Source organism: Pandoraea sp. LA3 (assembly GCF_022696215.1).
In the GTDB taxonomy this organism is placed as follows: domain Bacteria; phylum Pseudomonadota; class Gammaproteobacteria; order Burkholderiales; family Burkholderiaceae; genus Pandoraea; species Pandoraea capi.
In genome coordinates this window covers 16,927-36,402 of record NZ_PTPY01000035.1, presented here as the reverse complement: position 1 = coordinate 36,402, position 19,476 = coordinate 16,927, and the positions used below count along the sequence as shown (strand labels likewise).

Sequence of the window (19,476 nt, the reverse complement as noted above, 5' to 3'; positions counted from 1 at the left end):
GCTTCCAAGACCGAAAGTCGTTCCTTACGGCGAATCCGAGCCTTGCGGCTTCGTTGATTCAATGAGCGGCCGCTACCTGACTGGAGCAGGCGGCAGAATGCCATCTGCAGCGGGTATTTCTGGAAATAAACCTAATAGGTCAACGTCGTTGCTTCCACGCCAAAAATCCGCGCGGACTCAGCATTGGTTGCTCGGTTTCCGGGTCAGGGTGCGTGATTTCGAGTAGCGTTGCTACTCTCAACTCGCAATCGATCATCGTTTAGTGGTGTGCTAATTCCTTAGAGATGAACCAAGACTGACGTTGCGGTCACGGCAACGTCAGTCTTGGTGAAATGTCTGCGTCATGGGAAGCGAGCAGGCATTGCACTGGACGGCTGAAGTGGTTCGTGCGGCAAGGGCACCTCACGAACTACTTCGTGCTCACTTACGGGTAGCGGCGAGCACGAACGCCAACCGCACACGCCGGGTAACTGCTCGCCCACTTAGGAAAATCCGGCCGCATGTTATCAACGGAGAAAATCTCCGCCAAAGGCAACGGATCAATCATCGGGCGGTCTAGAAGGATGTCGATGCCCGTCGCTTTGCGGATCGCTCTACGGTGACGATCAAAAGTCGACACTGGGCAAATCGATCTGACTGGAGCATCACGCGCCCACAGCTCAAGTATGTAACGCAGGTGCTTGTCAACGCCGTCGACCTTGTCGCGCAATTGCTGAAGCGGGACGTACGACTCGAAGCGAAGGTGCGCCATTTCCTCCCAGAACACTTCGTGCACCCTCTCCTCCGTCCATGCCGCTCCGCGAGTGAGCTTGTGTTGCGACAAATACTTCTTTTCCAGCTTGAGTTCGGCACGAACACTATTCGAGGCAGAGAAGTTCAGGCCCTTCCAAATTTTCTCCACGTATTTGTCGCCAACGACCGCTCGAAGATACTTGAGCGAGCGCGTGCGCTGATCGGCCAATTTCTGTGCCTTGTCGTAGAGCAGGAACGCTGCGTGACGACGCGGGGCTTCCACACGAACGCCAGTGCCCTCAGATATCACCGCCGGGCGAAACTCCCACGCCGAGTTTCGGAGGATGTGTTCGAAGATTCGCTCTTGCGTAAGTCCGTCAGGCAAGGCAAACCGTTGCGTGATATCGAGAGCATTAAGTGCGAAGTGGCCTGCTTGCCACGCTGCGCATTGCTGCTCAGTGAGTTGAAACGTCAACGCCTTGAGCACAGCGCAGATCAACGTCGAACACAACATGCGAACGTTGTTCGACCCGAACACGTTGTGCCCTTGTAGCGGCGTGAGCGGTGTCGTGCGGATGTTGATGGCGGATCCGCTGTCGAGTGACGTTACCTGAACGGGAATTCCGCCTTGGTGAAGAGAAACTCTTTTGCTAAAGCGCTTCGACACGGGCTGCGCTGACGCGCCGCTCTCAGCTACCTTAATGCGTTCGGTGCCGAACGGCTTGTGTCGAAACGGAAATGTGATGTCGACCAGATCGATCACGTGAATCCTTCGTGCAAGTTGAGTGAAAGGGAACTGCACATGCCCTTTACAACTTGCTGGATTCGAGGTCGCGGATGAGGAGAACAGCGGGGATTTCAGGGGATTTGCTTAGGGAGCCTAGTAGTAGACGTAGATGAGGGGATATAGATTAGTATTCCCTCTCGTGATCCATCGACTGTCATGATGCAATGTAAAACGCTGGTTACGCACGCGCGGTGAGCTGCACTTCGCACCACAATCTCGACGGCAAATTGGGCCCCAGCACCGACACGCGCACCAAAAAACCGCTTTCCAACGGCAGAACGCAAAAAACGCCGAGAACAGTTGCCCATTCTCGGCGTTGCACAAGTTGCATGCGTTGCGATGCGCGGACGCAACGCTAATCCAAGTCGATCAAGTCGTCGTCACCGACCTTCAGCGGGTCATCAAAAAAGAGCTCATTGAAGTACTGCTCTTCCTGAGCCTGGGAGAACGCCATCGGATAAACCGGACGCATCTGATCCAAACGGCGCTTGACGGTCGACTTGTACTTGGAGATCAAGCAAGCAATATCACTCAGTGACTTGCCAGCTGCCCGCAGTCTCCAGATGTAGCGGTCAAGTAACGACTCAGCAATAAACGGCTCGAAAAAGCGGGTGTAATGGTCCTTATGCCAGACGAGGTCGCACATCAGCTTTCCGTAACCAAAAATGTGAAGATCGCGGAGTCGCATCGAGCTGATCGAGAAGGACTTATATGCGCCCGGGTTAGGTTCGCACGCGTCGACTTCGAAGTACTCGTCGCAAAAGTCGCCGATATTCGGCAACTTTTCACGATCTGTCCAAGTGACAAACATCACCGCGTAGGCCAACGACGTTTGAGCCACGCTGCGAATCTCATGCACTGCCGCGATCAGTTGCTCGCGGGAAACCGAGTTGCTGGACTGGGCGAACGTAACGCAACTGTTCTTGGCGGACTCGATGATCGGCAATAGCGAATCCAGTCCTTCGTCGATGACGAAATTAAAGTTACGGCGAGTGCCATGAAATCGGAAGGTACGCTCAATTTTAGCGGCGACCACGTCTTCAAGCACCGCAAGCATATTGAGTTCGTCTTGAGCGTTCACACCACCCGAGTGGAGCGAAATAAGAGATTCGGGTTGACCAACGGGAATTTCCGCCAGCTTCCACTGCCGCATGTACTGCGCCTCGACCTCTGCTCGCGCGAAGCGGCAATATGCCTCCGGAACAGAAACAATGGTCAGCCCGACGGGAGTCGGGCTGATCGCTTCACGGGCGCGTGCAAGTGCTTGCATGTGTTCATGACATACATAACGCGGCACAACTTTCCGACGGCGCGGGGGATTAGTGCGTTTAATCGGCATTACGCACCTCCCTTCACATTGCTCTTAGCATCGCGCTCCGCAATGCGCTGTGCGATGTACGCCTGCACCTCACTCAGCGGCCACGCCACCATGCGTGCGCCGGTGCGTACGCCCTTCTTGAACTCACCGTCAGCGATACGCTTGTACAGCGTGCTGTTCGACCAGCCCATCATCGCGAGCACTTCACGCTTGCGAATCAGCGCCTCGTGCAAGAAATTGCTCATAATCCAACTCCGTTCAGATTGGTTCGGATGGGTCTCGTCAGACCCGGTTCGGTTAACCTGAACGGATTGAACAATGTGCAGGAGTAACGCGTCACCGTGGAGACGGCGACGACGGGAGCGTCCGCGAACGTCCGGTTATGCAAGACCATGTCGGTGATCGCTGCCATCGAGGCCGCCACATAGTGGTGGCCGCTAACGGACACCGCCATGGCGCCGGCCACCGGTCGAAGGGAATTAACGAATGCGCTCTGGATCAGTTGCGGGTGATCCGGCGTGGCCAAAGTGCGTGCCGACGGAGCCATTACTCGCCCTCCGAGGTGGCGACGCCGCCAACACGCATCTTCGCGATGAACGCGTCAACGTCTTCGCGGCGGTAACGTACGCTACGGCCGAACTTGTAGTACGGCAGTTCGTCCGTGAACTTGCCGAGATAGCGCCATTGGGCCGGCGTCTTAGGGCTCAGGGAGAGCTTCGACGACAGGGCGTGGTCGTCCAAGAACTCGCGCAGCAGTTCGACGACAAGAGGGGAAGGGGTAACGCTCTTTTCGATCATTGTGATCTCCTAGTGACATTCAGTTGCGCCAATAACTGCTTGGCATCGTCAATCTAGGTAGATCCGGTGAGCATGAAAACACGAAATGGTCCCAGGACCAAAACGTATTGTTTTAGGATTTTTTTGTTTTTGTTCTTCCCCCGGGTTTCATTCTCGCCACCAAAACGTGATCACCGCCGGAAAATAAGTATGCGTTGTCAATGTAGGTATAGACATATCGAGGATCAAAGCTCCCTCTTGCTACCTGATTAAATTTGAAGTACTTCCGTACCGCGGAAGCCAATGGCTTACGCAAACGCCAATGTTCCTCAAGATAGTGACTTATGCTATGAGTCGAACGCGAATCGATGAAGAGAGCTTGCTTTTTAACCGAAATTGGAGAGAAGCTTGAATCCCAGCGCGCCTCAAACTCCGCCTCAAGCGTGCCCGCTTCGAGCGAAGCAACCAGATCTACCATGCGCAATGTGCTTTGAAGCGACAGGTATTTAGAGGGGCTACTGTTCCAGGTAGGCTTAATCGCGAGAAAATTCTCTAAAGCATTTCGTTGCTCAGGGCTGGGAGGGCACCCCAATCCTGTCGCAATATACGCGTCGAACTCCTCACGACTCTTTTGAACTCTAGATCCACTGCGCGTCCCCCCCACAAAATAGTTACCAATCGTCCGACGCAGCGATTCCATTTGCACCTCGAAGTTACCGGTGATGTCAAGCCTGACCAGAACTTCGGTGCCGGTGCAGTAACCCGAAGCGAGTAGCAACAGGGAGCGATGCGAAAGATAACTTTTCGAGGACCAAGTCGTTGGAGAATTGAGCACCTCCGGGGCCGCACAAGGAAATATTTGAGAAAGCCTGTTACGCCAATCATCACCCGGATACTGCTTTTCGACTTCTTTGGCCAGCAGAGTCGGATCGACAAGAGATTTGATCCTCCATCGCTCGCGCATGACGTCTCGGACGGGACGAACTACGCCATTTGGATATGCAATTTTGTACTTTTCATAAGTCATATCCGGCTCAGGCTTCGGGTCACAAAAATACCCTTTGAGCGACTGTCTCGGCAACGGAACCGGTAGCACATCAAGCATCGAATCGTGCCACTCAGCATAGTCGCTCGCGTACGAACTGTTTCGGCGTAGAAACTCCCAAGCCCAAATTGAAGGATCAAAGCACTCATCGCTTGGGTAGGATGCAAGATCTCGCCAATCCGCTCGAGCGATAAACAAGCGAAACTCTTCAGGCACACACGTATTTGCCATCGTTCGAAGCTTCCCTATGGACATCTCCGTTGATGGTAGCAAAGAAGTAGCAATGAAGAGAAAAGCGCAAAACAAAAAGGGGTTAGCCGAAGCTAACCCCTTGATCCTGCTGGTCGGAGCGATAGGATTCGAACCTACGACCCTCTGATCCCAAATCAGATGCGCTACCAGGCTGCGCTACGCTCCGACGAAAGAGGACGCATTTTAGAGGGTTCTTTGCGCCGCGTCAAATCGCCGCGCAGATTCCGAGCATTTTCCCGATATCGGCTGCACAATCATCGGGCGTCACTCGCCCCGCCGACGGTCACGCCGCCGCCACGAAAACCCGCCATAGTGGGAGGTTCACCATGTCAGAACCCGTGTCGATGAACCTGATTCTCTGGCGTCACGCCGACGCCGAAAACCTGCCCGCCGCCCTCGCCCTCAGCGCTCAGGCCGATCTCGCCCGCGAACTCACCGACCGTGGCCGCAAACAGGCCGAAAAGGCCGCGCAGTGGCTTCGCCCCCGTCTGCCCGACGACGCCGTCATTCTCTCCAGCCCCGCCATCCGCGCCGTCCAGACCGCCCAAGCCCTCACGCCCACCCCACGCATCGTGCGCGACCTCGCCCCCGGCGCCAACGCCGTCGCCCTGCTCGGCGCCATCGACTGGCCAGGCACCGCCCAGACCGTCGTGCTCGTCGGCCATCAACCCGCCCTGGGTCAACTTGCCGCCCTGCTGCTCAGCGGCCAGGAAGCCTACTGGACCGTCAAGAAAGGCGGCATCTGGTGGCTCGCCTCCCGCCGTCGCGAAGACGAGAGTCAGGTCGTGGTGCGCGCCGTCGTCAACCCCGATCTCATCTGACAAGATTTCACCACTGCACCAGCGCCCCCTAAAAACGTCGCAAACCCCCGTCGTTCGGGCAATGTAAGGCGCCATATTAAGGAGTTGCCTCATGACAACGGACGTTTTGTCATAGAATTGTCGCCTACCGTTCACGGAATCGACATTGATGCTTTTTAAAGTACGTCGCAACGCGACCGTCACAAAAAGGGCTTTTATGCGCGACCTGCCGAACCCCACCATGCCGCTCTCTTCGCTGACCCCCACGTCGCGGAGGCGTCTTCCTCGCCCTGAAACGCCTGTCAAACCGAATCTGGCTGTGGCGTGGGCACGCGACGAAAGCGAGCTTCGTGAAGCGCAACACCTGAGATATCAGGTCTTCGCCGAAGAAATGGGCGCGTCGGTCAAAGGTCCCGCAGGCCTCGACGTCGACGAATACGACCAATACTGCGACCACCTGATCGTGCGCGATCAGGATTCGCTCAAGGTCGTCGGCACCTATCGCGTATTGCCCCCGTCTCAGGCCAAGCGCCTCGGCCGTCTGTACTCCGAAGGAGAATTCGACCTCTCGCGCCTCGACCATCTCCGTCCGAAGATGCTCGAAACCGGCCGCTCGTGCGTGCACACCGACTACCGCAACGGCGCCGTCATCATGGCACTGTGGAGCGGTCTGGCCGAGTACATGCTGCGTAACGGTCTGGAAACCATGCTCGGTTGCGCCAGCGTGCCGATGGCCGACGGCGGCCACTATGCGGCCAGCCTCTATCGCAAGCTGCAAGACACCTCCATGGCGCCGTCCGAGTACCACGCCGTGCCCCGCATCGCCCTGCCGGTGGACGAACTGCAATCGACGCTCGACGTCGAACCGCCCGCACTCGTCAAAGGCTACCTGCGCCTCGGCGCCCGCATCTGCGGCGCACCCGCCTGGGACCCCGACTTCAACACCGCAGACTTCCTCACGCTGTTCCGTCTGTCCGACATGAACCCGCGCTACGCGCGCCACTTCCTCGGCCCAGACCTCGTGAGCAAACTCCAACAAGCCTGACAGGCAACGATCTCCCCCCAAAGTATTCAGTCCCGAGGCCAGACCAACAGGGACAAAAAAGCCCGGCAAATGCCGGGCTTTTTGTTTCGAACCACCGTCTTGCAGTAGCGCTCGTCAGCGCCTCATGCGTACACCACCTTGTAGCGCATGCCGATCTTCTCCCACTCCTGCGCCTCGCGCTGCAAGCTATAGTCGGTGAGCGGGTTGGCATCGATCCACTGACGCGGCACGGACACCTGAAAGCCGTCGGCAAGGCGCTCGACGTCAATGCTGTCGGGCAAGGCATCCGTGCGGCGACGACAGAACAGCACCGCAAGTCGCAGGCAGAACAGCAGTTGCCAGTCGACCTGCTGCGCCTGCGACGCCAGCTTGCCCAACTTGCCGACATGCCCCAGCAGCAACTCCGCCAGACGCGCCTGATCGGGACGCGAAAAGCCCGGCATATCGGCATTGCTGCCGATGTAGGCCGAGTGCTTGTGGTACGCGCTGTGGGAGATCGACAACCCCATCTCGTGCAGCGACGAGGCCCAGTTGAGCAATGCCTCGCCTTCCTCGCGTCCGTCGTCCTGGGCGTCGTCCGACGATCCGCCAGCCGCCACGTCGACCGGCAATTGACGATACAACGAGATCGCCAGACGCCCGACCCGCTCGGCCTGCGCACGATCCACGCCGTAACGGCGTACGAACTGCTCGACCGTCACTGCCCGCATGTCCTGATGCTGCGTGCGGCCCAGCAGGTCGTACATCACGCCCAGACGCAGCGCAGCGTCGGTCGTCTCCATATGGTCGACTTCGAGTTCGTTGAAGACGGACAACATGATCGACAGACCACCCGGCAGCACCGGAATACGGTCCTGCTTTAGCCCGGCCAGCTTGAGACGGTTTGCGTTCTCCGCCTTGATCAGCGCGCGCTTGAGGCGTTCGAGTCCGCCGCGCGTGAGACCATGCACGCCGCCATCGTTAAAGCCGTTGGCTTCGAGCAGTTCGGCCAGCGCGCGCGCCGTGCCGGACGAGCCGATTGCCTGCGACCAGCCCGCTTCACGATACGTTGCCGAAATGATCTGAATTTCCCGACGCGCCGCCAGTTCGGCCTGCTTCATCGCGTATTCGTCGACATTGCCGCTAGGAAAGAACAGACGGCTGTGACTCACGCAGCCGATGTACAGGCTCTCCATGATCAACGGCTCGTAATCCTGCCCAATGATGAATTCCGTCGAGCCGCCGCCGATGTCCACCACGAGACGATTGCCCGGGCACGTGGGCACCGAATGCGCCGCGCCCGCATAGATCAGACGCGCTTCTTCGCGTCCGGCAATCACCTCGATGGGAAAGCCCAGCGCGCGCTGCGCTTCACCCAGAAAGTCCTGTGCGTTCTTGGCGACACGCAATGTGTTCGTGGCGACCGCACGTACCTGATCGGGATGGAAGCCGCGCAGGCGTTCACCGAAGCGCTTTAGCACGTCCCAGCCGCGTTGCTGCGACGGATGATCGAGATACTTCTCAGCGTTCAGGCCAGCCGCCAGTCGAACCGGCTCGCGCAGCGCATCGACCTGATAAATCTGCGTGCCGGCGGACGTTTCTTCCACGCGGCCGATGATCAGGCGAAAACTGTTCGAGCCGAGATCGACGGCCGCTAACAAGGGCGATGGGGTACTCATGTGGGGATGCGCCTGAGCGAAGAATGCCGAATTACCCGATGCATAACTTTAAAAGCATGACGAGCACTCGACAAATAAATGACGAATAAGTTACAAATCGAATATGACACGTCGTTGACAAATGTGAATGTCATATAACTGTAACAATACGGATGAAGAATTCACGCCAATCCCATGTCTTTCGCACGTTCAATATGAATTACCCGTTGCTCAACCGTGAGCTCGGCATTCTTGCGTTCAACGAACGCGTGCTTGCCCAGGCGGCCGATCCGGCCACGCCCTTGCTGGAGCGCCTGCGCTTCGTCTGTATCGTGAGTAGCAATCTGGATGAATTCTTCGAGATCCGCGTCGCCGGGCTGAAGGAGCAGATGCGCGAGAATCCGGGCATGCTCACGCCCGACGGCATGACTTTTCAGCAAGTTTACACGCAAGTCTGCGCACGGGCACAGGCACTCGTCGAAAAGCAGTATGCAATGTTCGACAGCCTCCTTCCCTTGATGGAAGTCGAAGGCATCGCCTTTCACCCGTCCGGCAGCTGGAACGACGCCCAGGTGGAGTGGGCGCGCGACTATTTCATGCGCGAACTCGTGCCGGTGCTCACGCCCATCGGGCTGGACCCGGCGCACCCGTTCCCCCGCGTGCTCAACAAGAGTCTGAACTTCGCCGTCGAGCTCGAAGGCAAGGACGCTTTCGGCCGCGACGCCGAACTCGCCATCGTTCAGGCCCCGCGCGCCCTGCCCCGTCTGGTGCCGATGCCGCCGGCGCTCGCCCCGCTGCCCAACAGCTTCGTGCTGCTCAGCTCGCTCATGCTGCGCTTTTCGAGCGAACTGTTCCCGGGGCTCACCGCCAAGGGCTGTCATCAGTTCCGCGTCACGCGTAACAGCGATCTTTTCGTCGACGAGGACGAAATCACCAATCTGCGCACCGCGCTGCAAGGCGAACTCCCGGCGCGTCACCTCGGCGACGCCGTGCGCCTTGAAGTCGACGCCGGCGCCCCTGCACGCCTCGTGCGGCGCCTCCAGACGGAGTGCGGGCTGACCGACTCGGATTGCTATCGCGTCAAGGGGCCGGTCAATCTGGTGCGCCTGATGCCGCTGCCGGAAATGGTCGACCGCCCTGACCTGAAGTTCGTACCGTTCGTGCCGGCGCTGCCCAAGCGCATGAGTGCGTCGCCTGCGATGTTCGATCTCATCGATCAGGGCGATCTGCTGCTGCATCATCCGTACGACAGCTTCCAGCCCGTACTTGAACTGCTGCTGCAAGCCGCGCGAGACCCCGATGTCGTCGCCATCAAACAGACCATCTACCGCACCGGCAACGAATCCGCGCTGATGGACGCGCTCATGGAAGCGGCACGCAACGGCAAGGAAGTCACCGTCGTGGTGGAACTGCTCGCGCGCTTCGACGAAGAGACGAACATCAACTGGGCCGCTCGTCTCGAAGCCGTCGGGGCGCACGTCGTCTACGGCGTGGTCGGCCATAAGTGCCACGCCAAGATGCTGCTCGTGGTGCGCCGCACCCGCCAGGGCAAGAAGACCCACCTCAAGCGCTACGTCCACCTCGGCACGGGCAACTACCACCCGCGCACCGCGCGTCTGTACACGGACTTTGGCCTGATGACCGCCGACGAAGCGCTGTGCGCCGATGTGCATGTCGTCTTCCAGCAACTCACCGGCATTGGCCGCCAGACCCACCTGAACGGCCTCTGGCAGTCGCCGTTCACGATGCACTCGCACCTGCTCGAAGCGATTCGCCGTGAGACGGAAGCGGCGGCGGCCGGCAAGAAGGCCCGCATCATCGCGAAGATGAATGCGCTGCTCGAACCGACGATCATTGCCGAGCTTTACAAGGCGTCGCGCGCCGGCGTGAAGATCGATCTGATCGTGCGCGGCGTTTGCTCGTTGCGTGCGGGCGTGAAGGATTTATCCGAAAACATCACCGTGCGCTCGATCGTCGGACGCTTCCTTGAACACCATCGCATCTACTATTTCTATGCGAACGGTGACGAGCATGTGATGCTCTCGAGCGCCGACTGGATGGAGCGCAACTTCTTCCGGCGGGTGGAGGTAGCGTTCCCGGTGCGCGACAAGCGCCTGAAAATGCGCGTAATTCGCGAGGGACTGATGGTGCATCTGCGCGACAACGCGCTGTCGTGGCTGATGCGCCCCGACGGCAACTACGTGCGTCGTAAGCCGGGCAAGACGCCCTACAACAGCCAGATGGTGCTGATGCAGGAGATCGCACAGCACGTGCAGACAGGCAATTGAACGAGTGCCTGTCATGGGCACTGGCGGCGCAACGAGAAAGGGAGCGGAGAGTAATCGCTCCCTTTTTTATTGCCCGTTGCGTCGCCCCGCCAGCCCTCACGCTCGACAAAAAAGGCGCTCGACCATCCGATCGAACGCCTTCTCTACGACTGGCTCTGCGGAATTTAGTCGTTCACCGACACTTGCGACGGCGTGTCGACCGGTGCCCGATGCACCACGCGTGTGGGCGGGAAATGGATGGCGAACGTGCTGCCGTGCCCTTCCTCGCTCGTCACGCGCAAGTCCGCCTGGTGACGCGTGAGCACGTGCTTGACGATGGCCAGCCCCAGACCGGTGCCGCCCGTATCGCGCGAACGACTGCGATCGATGCGATAGAAACGTTCGGTCAGCCGCGGGATGTGCTCGGCCGGAATGCCCAGACCGGAGTCGATCACGGCAAACCGCGCGCCGCCATCGCTCGTCGGCCCCCATTCGATGCGGATCTTGCCGCCCTGCGGCGTATAACGCACGGCGTTGCTTACGAGGTTGCTGAAGGCGCTGTGCAATTCGCCCTCTGCACCGCGCAGATCGACGCCTTCGGCGCCCGTCACTTCGATCACATGCTGCCCCTGCGAGAGCCCTTCCGCGTCGCCGCGCAGGGAGCGCATCTGCATACCCATGTCGATCCGGTCGTCCGACGGCGGCTTGCCGCTGCCTTCGAGCTTCGCCAGCGTGAGCAGATCGTTCACGATGTTCTGCATGCGCCCGGCCTGCTGACGCATGATCTCGACATAGCGCTGAATCTCGTCTGGCGACAGCGGCAATTCGCCGACGGTTTCCAGAAAACCTGACAGCACCGTGAGCGGCGTCTTGAGTTCATGTGAGACGTTGGCCACGAAGTCGCGGCGCATCGCATCGGTACGCTCGAGATCGGTGACGTCCAGCGAGATGATCAGCTTGCGGTTATCGCCGTACGGGAACACCTGCATCGACAGCACGTTGTTGCGCTTCTCGCCCATGTGATGCATGAGCAGCGCCTCGTCGTAGCGTTCGGAGGACAGGTAGTGCACGAAGGCCGGTGTGCGCAGGAGATGGGTGATCTGTTGACGCAGATCGCGCTTGGCGTCGATGCCGAAATGCGTCTCGGCGATCGCGTTGCACCACTCGATCTGATTTTGTTCGTCGAGCATGATCACGCCGTTGGGCGATGCCTGGATCGCCTGAATGAAGCGTGCGTGCTGTTGTTCCACCTGCTTGACCTGGTTATGCCAGCGTTTGGCCAGCTTGTGCAGCCGGTAGTAGATTTCGCCCCACAGCCCGATGGCGCTCGGCACTTCGCCGTAGACCGGCGCCTCGAGCAGGCGCCACAAGCGCTGGGCGTGATACACGTTGAAGCAGAGCTGTATCACCAGCAGGACGATCGCGGTGACGTAGCCTGCGCTCGCGCCGAATATCCAGCCGACGGCCACCGAAATGGCGGCTTGCAGGATCAGGAACGCCAGCGCACGGGCCCAGATGATGTTCATAGACGATGCACAGAAATTTTGCCGCTCGTCACCCGGCGGGTGGGAGCGGCATTGGCTCGGCAGGTGTCGACTGGGCGCGACTCGTGGGAGTTCAGACCGACTTCGTCAGACGATAGCCGCTGCCGCGTACGGTCTCGATCATAGCATCGTGCCCCGCCGGCTTGAGCGCGGCGCGAAGACGCTTGATATGCACGTCCACCGTACGCTCTTCGACGAATACGTGATCGCCCCACACCTGATCGAGCAACTGCGAGCGGCTGTGCACGCGCTCCGGATGCGTCATGAAGAAGTGCAGCAGACGGAATTCCGTCGGGCCGAGATCGAGCTTGATGTCGCCGCTCGACTGGTGGCTCGTCACGCGATGCGTGGCCGGATCCAGCTTCAGGCCGTTCACGCTCACCACGTCCTCGGTCAACTGCGGCGCGCGACGGCGCAGCACCGCCTTGATACGCGCCATCAGTTCCTTCGGCGAGAACGGCTTGGTGACGTAGTCGTCTGCACCGATCTCCAGGCCCATCACCTTGTCCTGCTCCTCGCTGCGTGCGGTGAGCATGATGATCGGCACGTGCTTGGTGCGCTCGTTCGCGCGCAGCTCACGCGCGAACGTCACGCCCGACTTGCCCGGCAACATCCAGTCGAGCAGAACGAGATCCGGCAGGACGTCGCTGATCAACGTGAGCGCCTGCTCCGCGTTGTACGCCCGGATCGGATAGTGACCCGCGTGTTGCAGATTAACGGAGATCAGCTCGGAAATCGCCGGCTCGTCTTCCACGATCAGAATGCTGCTAGGCATCGGTTCCCTCTCAAACCTTCAGTAATGTCAGGCGTCTTTTGCCTTATCGGTCTTACTCGCCCTGCACTTTGCGCTGCAAGTCTTCGCGCGAAATGTGCCGGACGTCGGTGCCTTTGACAATGTAAATGATGAATTCGGCGATGTTCTTCGCATGGTCGCCGATACGCTCGATGGCCTTGGCGATGAACAGGAAGTCGAGGCCTGCGGAGATGGTCCGCGGGTCTTCCATCATGTACGTCACCAATTTTCGCACGAAGCCGCGAAATTCATTGTCGATGGCCTTGTCGTCGCGCACGATCTCGGCGGCGGCCACGATATCCAGACGCGCAAACGCGTCGAGCGTGCGGCGCAGCAATTGTGCGGCCATATCGCCCGAGAGCTTGATTTCGGCGAAATTCACGCTCTGCGCGGCGCCGTCTTCCAGCAGGTGACGGGTACGCTTGGCGATCTTTTCGGCTTCGTCGCCGGCACGCTCGAGGTTCGTGATGGTCTTCGAGATCGAGAGCAGCAGACGCAGGTCGCGCGCGGTCGGCTGACGGCGGGCGATGATCTTGCTGCACTCTTCGTCGATCTCGACTTCCAACGTATTCAGACGATGCTCGTTGGCGATCACTTCGTCGACCAGCGTGCGGTCGAACGTGTTCAGGCCCTGCATCGCCGTGACGATCTGGGACTCGACCACGCCGCCCATTTCGAGGACGCGCGAGCAAACCTGATTCAGGTCGGAATCGAACTGGCTGGAAAGGTGTTTATCGTTCATGTCGCGGGTTTCCTCGTGGCATCAACCGAAACGGCCGGTGATGTAGTCTTCGGTCTCTTTACGGTCCGGCTTGATGAAGATCTTCTCGGTCTCGCCGAATTCGATCAGCTCGCCCAGGTACATGTAGGCGGTGAAGTCCGAGCAACGTGCGGCCTGCTGCATGTTGTGGGTCACGATCACCACCGTGTAATCGTCCTTGAGTTCGGCGATCAGCTCTTCGATGCGGCCCGTGGAAATCGGGTCGAGCGCCGAGCACGGTTCGTCGAGCAGCAGGACTTCCGGACGAATCGCGATACCGCGTGCGATACACAGACGCTGCTGCTGACCGCCCGACAGGCCATAGCCCGACTGTTGCAGCTTGTCCTTGACTTCGCTCCACAGCGCCGCCTTGGTCAGCGCCCACTCTACGCGGTCATCCATTTCCGAGCGCGAGAGCTTTTCGAACAGGCGCACGCCGAAGGCGATGTTGTCGTAGATCGACATCGGGAACGGCGTCGGCTTCTGGAACACCATGCCGACCTTCGCGCGCAGCAGCGCGATGTCCTGCTTGGCGGTGAGCAGGTTCTCACCATCCATGTTGATCTCGCCCTCGGCGCGTTGCTCCGGATACAGGGCGTACATCTTGTTGAATGTGCGCAGCAGCGTCGACTTGCCGCAACCCGACGGGCCGATGAAGGCCGTCACCTTACGGTCGGGAATGCGCAGGTTGATGTTCTTGAGTGCGTGGTACTTGTCGTAGAAGAAGTTCAGGTTCTTGACTTCGATCTTCGAGGGCAGCTTGATTTCTTGCGTCGGGTTCGTCATGGTCTGTCTCAACCTTCAGGTATGCGTTTAACTTGGCGTTATGTCGCGCGGCGCCGTCTGGCTTTGCCTTTGCCTCTACTTCTTGGCAAACAGCGTGCGCGCCAGAATGTTCAGGAACAGCACCCCGAGGGTGATGATGAATACGCCCGCCCAGGCAAGCGACTGCCACTCGGCAAACGGGCTCATGGCAAATTTGAAGATGGTGACCGGCAGGTTGGCCATCGGCTGGTTCAGGTTCAGCGACCAGAACTGGTTCGAGAGCGCCGTGAACAGCAGCGGTGCCGTCTCACCCGCGATACGCGCCACCGCCAGCAGCACGCCCGTCACGATCCCGGCGATGGACGCCTTCAACGTGATCTTCACGATGATTCGCCACTTCGGCGTGCCCAGCGCGAACGCTGCTTCACGCAGGTTGTTCGGCACCAGCTTGAGCATGTTCTCCGTGGTACGGATCACGATGGGGATCTGCAACAGCGCGAGCGAGATGATGCCGGCCCATGCCGAGAAGTGCCCCATCTGCGCCACGACCAGCGCGTAGACGAACAGACCGATCACGATCGACGGCGCCGAGAGCAGAATGTCGTTGATGAATCGCGTGATGCTCGCGAGCCACGACTTCTGACCGTACTCCGCCAGATACACACCGGCCAGAATGCCCAGCGGCGTGCCGACCAGCGTGGCCACACCGACCATCACCAGACTGCCGGCGATGGCGTTGGCCAGACCGCCGCCTGCCGTGTTCGGCGGCGGGGTCATTTCGGTGAACAGCGACAGCGACAGGCCGCCGATGCCCAGCGAGAGCGTGGTGTAGAGAATCCACAGCAACCAGATCAGACCGAAAGCCATGGCCGCGAGCGACATGGCGATCGCGAACATGTTCTTGCGGCGGCGATACGCTTGCAGACGCACACGGGTAAAGGCGTCGGTGGGCTTCACGGCAGGCGTTTCCAATTCGAGCGCTTGTTGGGTCATCATTATTTACCTTCGCTTTTCTCGAGGCGCAGCAGCATGAGCTTGGACAGCGCCAGTACGACAAAGGTGATGAAGAACAGGATCAGGCCGAGTTCCATCAGGGCCGCCGTATGCAGGCCCGGACCGGCTTCGGCGAATTCGTTCGCGAGTGCCGAGGTGATGCTGTTACCCGGCGAATACAGCGAGATGTTGTCGAGCAGGTTCGTGTTACCGATCACGAACGTGACGGCCATCGTCTCGCCGAGGGCGCGGCCGAGACCCAGCATGATGCCGCCGATGACGCCCGTCTTCGTGAAGGGCAGCACCACGCGCCACATCACTTCCCAGGTCGTGCAGCCGATACCGTAGGCCGACTCCTTGAGCAGCACGGGCGTGACTTCGAACACGTCGCGCATGACCGAGGCGATGTAGGGAATGATCATGATCGCGAGGATCACGCCGGCGGGCAGGATACCGATGCCAAGCGGCGGGCCCTGAAACAGCGCGCCGATGATCGGCACGTTGCCGAGCAGCGCGCCCAGCGGCTTCTGGAAGTACTGGCTGAAGATCGGGGCGAAGACCAGCAGGCCCCACATCCCGTAGACGATACTCGGAATGGCGGCGAGCAGCTCGATGGCGGTGCCGAGCGGACGGCGCAGCCACACGGGCGAGAGTTCAGTCAAAAACAGGGCGATGCCGAAGCTCACCGGCACCGCAATGATCAGCGCGATGACCGACGTGACGATCGTGCCGTAGATGGGCACGAGCGCGCCGAATTGTTCTGCGGGAGGATCCCATTCCTTCGTCCACAGAAAGGCGAAGCCAAACTTCTCGATCGACGGCAGCGCGCTGATGATCAGCGATACGATGATGCCACCGAGCAACAGCAGTGTAATGAGGGCGGCGGCGCGGGTGAGCAGCGCGAAGAGCACGTCGCCAACGGAAGACGGAGCGCGCTGTGCGCCTGGTGTTGCGAGGGGGCTGGTGGCTTCTGCCATGATGTCGTCTCAGCGTGAGCGCGCCGCCAGCCGTTGCCAGATCATGCTTCGGGCTTCGGAACAGGCGGCGCGGGTGTTGCCGGTATCAAAGCGCCTGACAACGCGGCATCGCATTGCCAGGGGCCTCATTGCTGGGCGCTTTAGACGCCAGCCTTGGCGGCCGACTCGGCAACCTTCGCCTTCCAGCCAGCACGGATCTGCTTCAGGACATCTTCCGGCAGCGAGATGTAGTCGAGCTCTTGCGCCGTCTGGGCGCCGTTCTTGAACGACCAGTCGAAGAACTTGAGCACGTCGGCGCTTTGCGCTTCCTTGCCGGCGTCAGCCTTCTGATGCACCAGCACGAACGTGGCAGCCACGATCGGCCACGAATCGGCACCCTTCTCGTTCGTCAGGATCTGGTAGAACGTCTTCGACCATTCAGCCTTGCCAGCGGCAGCGGCAAACGTCTTGGCGGTCGGCTCGACGGTCTTGCCGTCGGCGTTCGTCAGGGCCGTGTACGTCAGCTTGTTCTGCTTGGCGTAAGCCGATTCCACGTAGCCGATAGCGCCCGGCAGACGTTGCACGAAGGCGGCGACGCCGTCGTTACCCTTGCCGCCCGTACCCGTCGGCCAGTTGACCGTGGTGCCTTCGCCAACCTTGCTCTTCCACTCGGCGTTGACCTTCGACAGGTAGTTCGTGAACACGAAGCTGGTGCCCGAACCGTCGGCGCGGCGAACCACGGCGATGTCGGTGTCCGGCAGCTTGGCCTTCGGGTTCAGCTTGGCGATGGCCGGGTCGTTCCACTTCTTGATCTTGCCCAGGTAGATGTCGCCCAGCACTTCGCCCGACAGGACGAGTTCGCCAGCCTTCACGCCCGGCACGTTGATCACCGGCACGATGCCGCCAACCACCGTCGGGAACTGGAACAGGCCTTGCTTGGCGAGTTCTTCATCGGTCAGCGGAGCGTCCGAGCCGGCGAAATCGACGGTCTTGGCCTGGATCTGCTTGATGCCGCCCGACGAGCCGATGCCCTGGTAGTTGACCTTGTTCTGGGTCGACTTCTGATAGGCGTCAGCCCACTTGGTGTAGATCGGTGCGGCGAACGTGCTGCCAGCGCCCGTAATCTCGCCCGCAATCGCGCCAGCGGCGAACAGAACGCCAGCCAGGCCGGCAATCGCAGTCTTCATCAGCTTCATGGATCTCTCCGAGTTGGTGTGGTACAGCGTGTGGATGGCTCGAAGAATAGATTCCGAATGTGACAGTAATGTGTCATTTTCGAAAGCTCACAACCGGAATGTCATGGAGTCGCCTCGGAATCGTCATATTGCATGCGAGTTGCCGGACGAACCCGATTTTCGGAGAGATCCAGAGTTGGCGCGGGTTTCGGAGTGATCCTAATGAAATCAGGGCGTTGGCAACCCTCAATTTCGGCCCGTGTCAGCGATGTGACAGTGACGAAACGGTGTCGGAAATCCACCGACGAAGCTCAGGTGATTGTCACAAATGTGAACGCCTGGCGATGCCGATTACCATCGTGGGAGAGGTGTAGGCAGGTACGCTGGGAGGTAGGTGGCGACGTCTGGACAGACGTCGCCGGAGGGTAAAACGCGGGCGTATATCAGGCGCGTGTTACGTCGGCATCACGCCGCCGCTTTGACGACGTTCGCCAGATGCTGTGCGAAGCCGGATGCCTGCGACTCGTCGCGCGCCTCCACCATCACACGCAGCACCGGCTCAGTGCCCGACGCGCGAATCAGCACGCGGCCGGCATCGCCGAGCTTTGCCTCGATGGCCTCGCGCTCGGCGCTCAAACGCTTATCGGCCTGCCAGTCGTAACCGGCCGGCGTGCGCACGTTGATCATGTGCTGCGGGAACAGGCGCACCCCTTCGAGCAGCTTCGCGAGCGGCTTGTTGTCCGCGCGGCGAATGGCCGCCAGCACCTGAAGGGCCGAGACGATACCGTCTCCCGTGGTGTGCTTGTCCAGGCACAGAATGTGACCGGACCCCTCGGCACCGATCTGCCAGCCGTGCTTGTACAGTTGCTCCAGCACGTAACGGTCGCCGACCTTGGCGCGCACGAACGGCACGCCCAATCCCTTGAGCGCGACTTCGACCGCCATATTGGTCATCAGCGTGCCCACGGCGCCCGCTACGCCGCCATTGTCCAGACGGTCCTTGACCAGCAGATACAGCAGTTCGTCGCCGTTATAGAGACGGCCTGCGCCGTCTACGATCTGAAGGCGGTCGGCATCGCCGTCGAGTGCTACGCCGAGGTCGGCGTGGTTGGCCCGCACGGCGCGCATGAGTGCGTCCGGGGCGGTGGCGCCGCAGTCTTCGTTGATGTTGAAGCCGTTGGGCTGATTGCCGATGGCAATGACTTCCGCACCCAGCTCGTGGAAGACGTGCGGCGCGATGTGGTAGGCCGCGCCATTGGCGCAATCGACCACGATCTTCATGCCACGCAGGTCGAAGTCATTCGGGAACGTGCTCTTGCAGAATTCGATGTAGCGACCCGCAGCATCGTCCAGACGACGCGCCTTGCCGAGTTGCTCGGAACGCACGCAGGTCATCGGATTTTCAAGCTCGGCTTCGATCGCCAGTTCGGTCTGGTCCGGCAGCTTGTTACCGTCTGCCGAGAAGAATTTGATGCCGTTGTCGTGGTACGGATTGTGCGATGCGCTGATCACGACGCCTGCGGCCAGACGCAATGCCCGAGTCAGGTAGGCGACCGCCGGCGTCGGCATCGGCCCGGCCAGCATGGTGTCGACGCCTGCTGCCGCGAAACCGGCTTCCAGTGCGGCTTCGAGCATGTAACCCGAGACACGCGTGTCCTTGCCGATCAATACCGTGGGACGCCCCAGCGTCTGATTGCCTGCCAGCACACGTCCGGCCGCGTATCCCAGCCGCAGCACGAATTCCGGCGTAATGGGGCTCTCGCCCACCGTTCCGCGAATCCCATCGGTCCCAAAATAGCGTCGTTTCATCGTTGCATCGTTCCCAGTTGA

Annotated in this window: 17 protein-coding genes and 1 tRNA gene; 3 read left to right on the top strand and 15 right to left on the bottom strand. The window is 60.0% G+C overall.

The window, feature by feature from the left end:
* Positions 1–424: 424 nt before the first annotated feature.
* From C5N93_RS15420 to C5N93_RS15395, 6 genes are all read right to left on the bottom strand, one after another.
* Positions 425–1,495 (bottom strand): phage/plasmid replication protein, II/X family, encoded by a 1,071-nt coding sequence (locus tag C5N93_RS15420; RefSeq protein WP_242559949.1) that lies wholly within the window; start codon positions 1,493–1,495, stop codon positions 425–427.
* A 379-nt stretch (positions 1,496–1,874) separates the two neighbouring features.
* Positions 1,875–2,789, bottom strand: coding sequence for a hypothetical protein (locus tag C5N93_RS15415; protein ID WP_242559948.1), 915 nt, complete (start codon positions 2,787–2,789; stop codon positions 1,875–1,877).
* Positions 2,790–2,857: 68 nt separating this feature from the next.
* Positions 2,858–3,082: an AlpA family transcriptional regulator gene (locus C5N93_RS15410; RefSeq protein ID WP_242559947.1), complete on the bottom strand. Its 225-nt coding sequence runs from the start codon at positions 3,080–3,082 to the stop codon at positions 2,858–2,860.
* Between the two features lie 301 nt (positions 3,083–3,383).
* Positions 3,384–3,635: a helix-turn-helix domain-containing protein gene (locus C5N93_RS15405; protein WP_242559946.1), complete on the bottom strand. Its 252-nt coding sequence runs from the start codon at positions 3,633–3,635 to the stop codon at positions 3,384–3,386.
* Between the two features lie 112 nt (positions 3,636–3,747).
* Complete coding sequence (locus tag C5N93_RS15400) at positions 3,748–4,875, bottom strand: DUF6499 domain-containing protein (RefSeq protein WP_242559945.1); 1,128 nt, start codon at positions 4,873–4,875, stop codon at positions 3,748–3,750.
* A gap of 125 nt (positions 4,876–5,000) precedes the next feature.
* Positions 5,001–5,077: transfer RNA gene (locus C5N93_RS15395), tRNA-Pro, on the bottom strand.
* A gap of 160 nt (positions 5,078–5,237) precedes the next feature.
* On the opposite strand from C5N93_RS15395, the gene C5N93_RS15390 reads away from it, so the two are divergent.
* Both C5N93_RS15390 and C5N93_RS15385 read left to right on the top strand, forming a co-directional pair.
* A complete protein-coding gene (locus C5N93_RS15390; RefSeq protein WP_301232331.1) occupies positions 5,238–5,732 on the top strand; it encodes a histidine phosphatase family protein in 495 nt (164 codons plus the stop codon).
* Positions 5,733–5,928: 196 nt separating this feature from the next.
* On the top strand, positions 5,929–6,756 hold the full coding sequence (locus C5N93_RS15385) for a GNAT family N-acyltransferase (RefSeq protein WP_069344107.1): 828 nt from the start codon (positions 5,929–5,931) through the stop codon (positions 6,754–6,756).
* Between the two features lie 122 nt (positions 6,757–6,878).
* On the opposite strand, the gene ppx is transcribed toward C5N93_RS15385, so the two are convergent.
* Positions 6,879–8,414, bottom strand: coding sequence for an exopolyphosphatase (gene ppx / locus C5N93_RS15380; RefSeq protein ID WP_242559944.1), 1,536 nt, complete (start codon positions 8,412–8,414; stop codon positions 6,879–6,881).
* Between the two features lie 152 nt (positions 8,415–8,566).
* Between ppx and ppk1 the strand changes: the two genes are divergently transcribed.
* Positions 8,567–10,681 (top strand): polyphosphate kinase 1, encoded by a 2,115-nt coding sequence (gene ppk1 / locus C5N93_RS15375; RefSeq protein WP_242559943.1) that lies wholly within the window; start codon positions 8,567–8,569, stop codon positions 10,679–10,681.
* Between the two features lie 164 nt (positions 10,682–10,845).
* Here the strand turns inward: ppk1 and phoR are convergent, their stop codons facing one another.
* From phoR to glmM, 8 genes are all read right to left on the bottom strand, one after another.
* A complete protein-coding gene (gene phoR / locus C5N93_RS15370) occupies positions 10,846–12,186 on the bottom strand; it encodes a phosphate regulon sensor histidine kinase PhoR (protein ID WP_242559942.1) in 1,341 nt (446 codons plus the stop codon).
* 91 nt (positions 12,187–12,277) lie between these two features.
* The gene (gene phoB / locus C5N93_RS15365) at positions 12,278–12,979 is read right to left on the bottom strand and encodes a phosphate regulon transcriptional regulator PhoB (protein ID WP_010805263.1); all 702 of its coding nucleotides are present in this window, start codon (positions 12,977–12,979) and stop codon (positions 12,278–12,280) included.
* Between the two features lie 52 nt (positions 12,980–13,031).
* A complete protein-coding gene (gene phoU, locus C5N93_RS15360; protein ID WP_069344103.1) occupies positions 13,032–13,739 on the bottom strand; it encodes a phosphate signaling complex protein PhoU in 708 nt (235 codons plus the stop codon).
* 21 nt (positions 13,740–13,760) lie between these two features.
* A complete protein-coding gene (gene pstB, locus C5N93_RS15355) occupies positions 13,761–14,543 on the bottom strand; it encodes a phosphate ABC transporter ATP-binding protein PstB (protein WP_039397158.1) in 783 nt (260 codons plus the stop codon).
* Positions 14,544–14,618: 75 nt separating this feature from the next.
* The gene (gene pstA, locus C5N93_RS15350; RefSeq protein ID WP_039402682.1) at positions 14,619–15,515 is read right to left on the bottom strand and encodes a phosphate ABC transporter permease PstA; all 897 of its coding nucleotides are present in this window, start codon (positions 15,513–15,515) and stop codon (positions 14,619–14,621) included.
* 2 nt (positions 15,516–15,517) lie between these two features.
* Entirely contained in the window at positions 15,518–16,492 is a 975-nt protein-coding gene (gene pstC / locus C5N93_RS15345) for a phosphate ABC transporter permease PstC (protein ID WP_150723157.1), read from the bottom strand.
* Positions 16,493–16,632: 140 nt separating this feature from the next.
* Positions 16,633–17,667 (bottom strand): phosphate ABC transporter substrate-binding protein PstS, encoded by a 1,035-nt coding sequence (gene pstS, locus C5N93_RS15340; protein ID WP_039397154.1) that lies wholly within the window; start codon positions 17,665–17,667, stop codon positions 16,633–16,635.
* Between the two features lie 444 nt (positions 17,668–18,111).
* Complete coding sequence (gene glmM / locus C5N93_RS15335) at positions 18,112–19,455, bottom strand: phosphoglucosamine mutase (RefSeq protein ID WP_069344236.1); 1,344 nt, start codon at positions 19,453–19,455, stop codon at positions 18,112–18,114.
* Positions 19,456–19,476 lie beyond the last annotated feature (21 nt).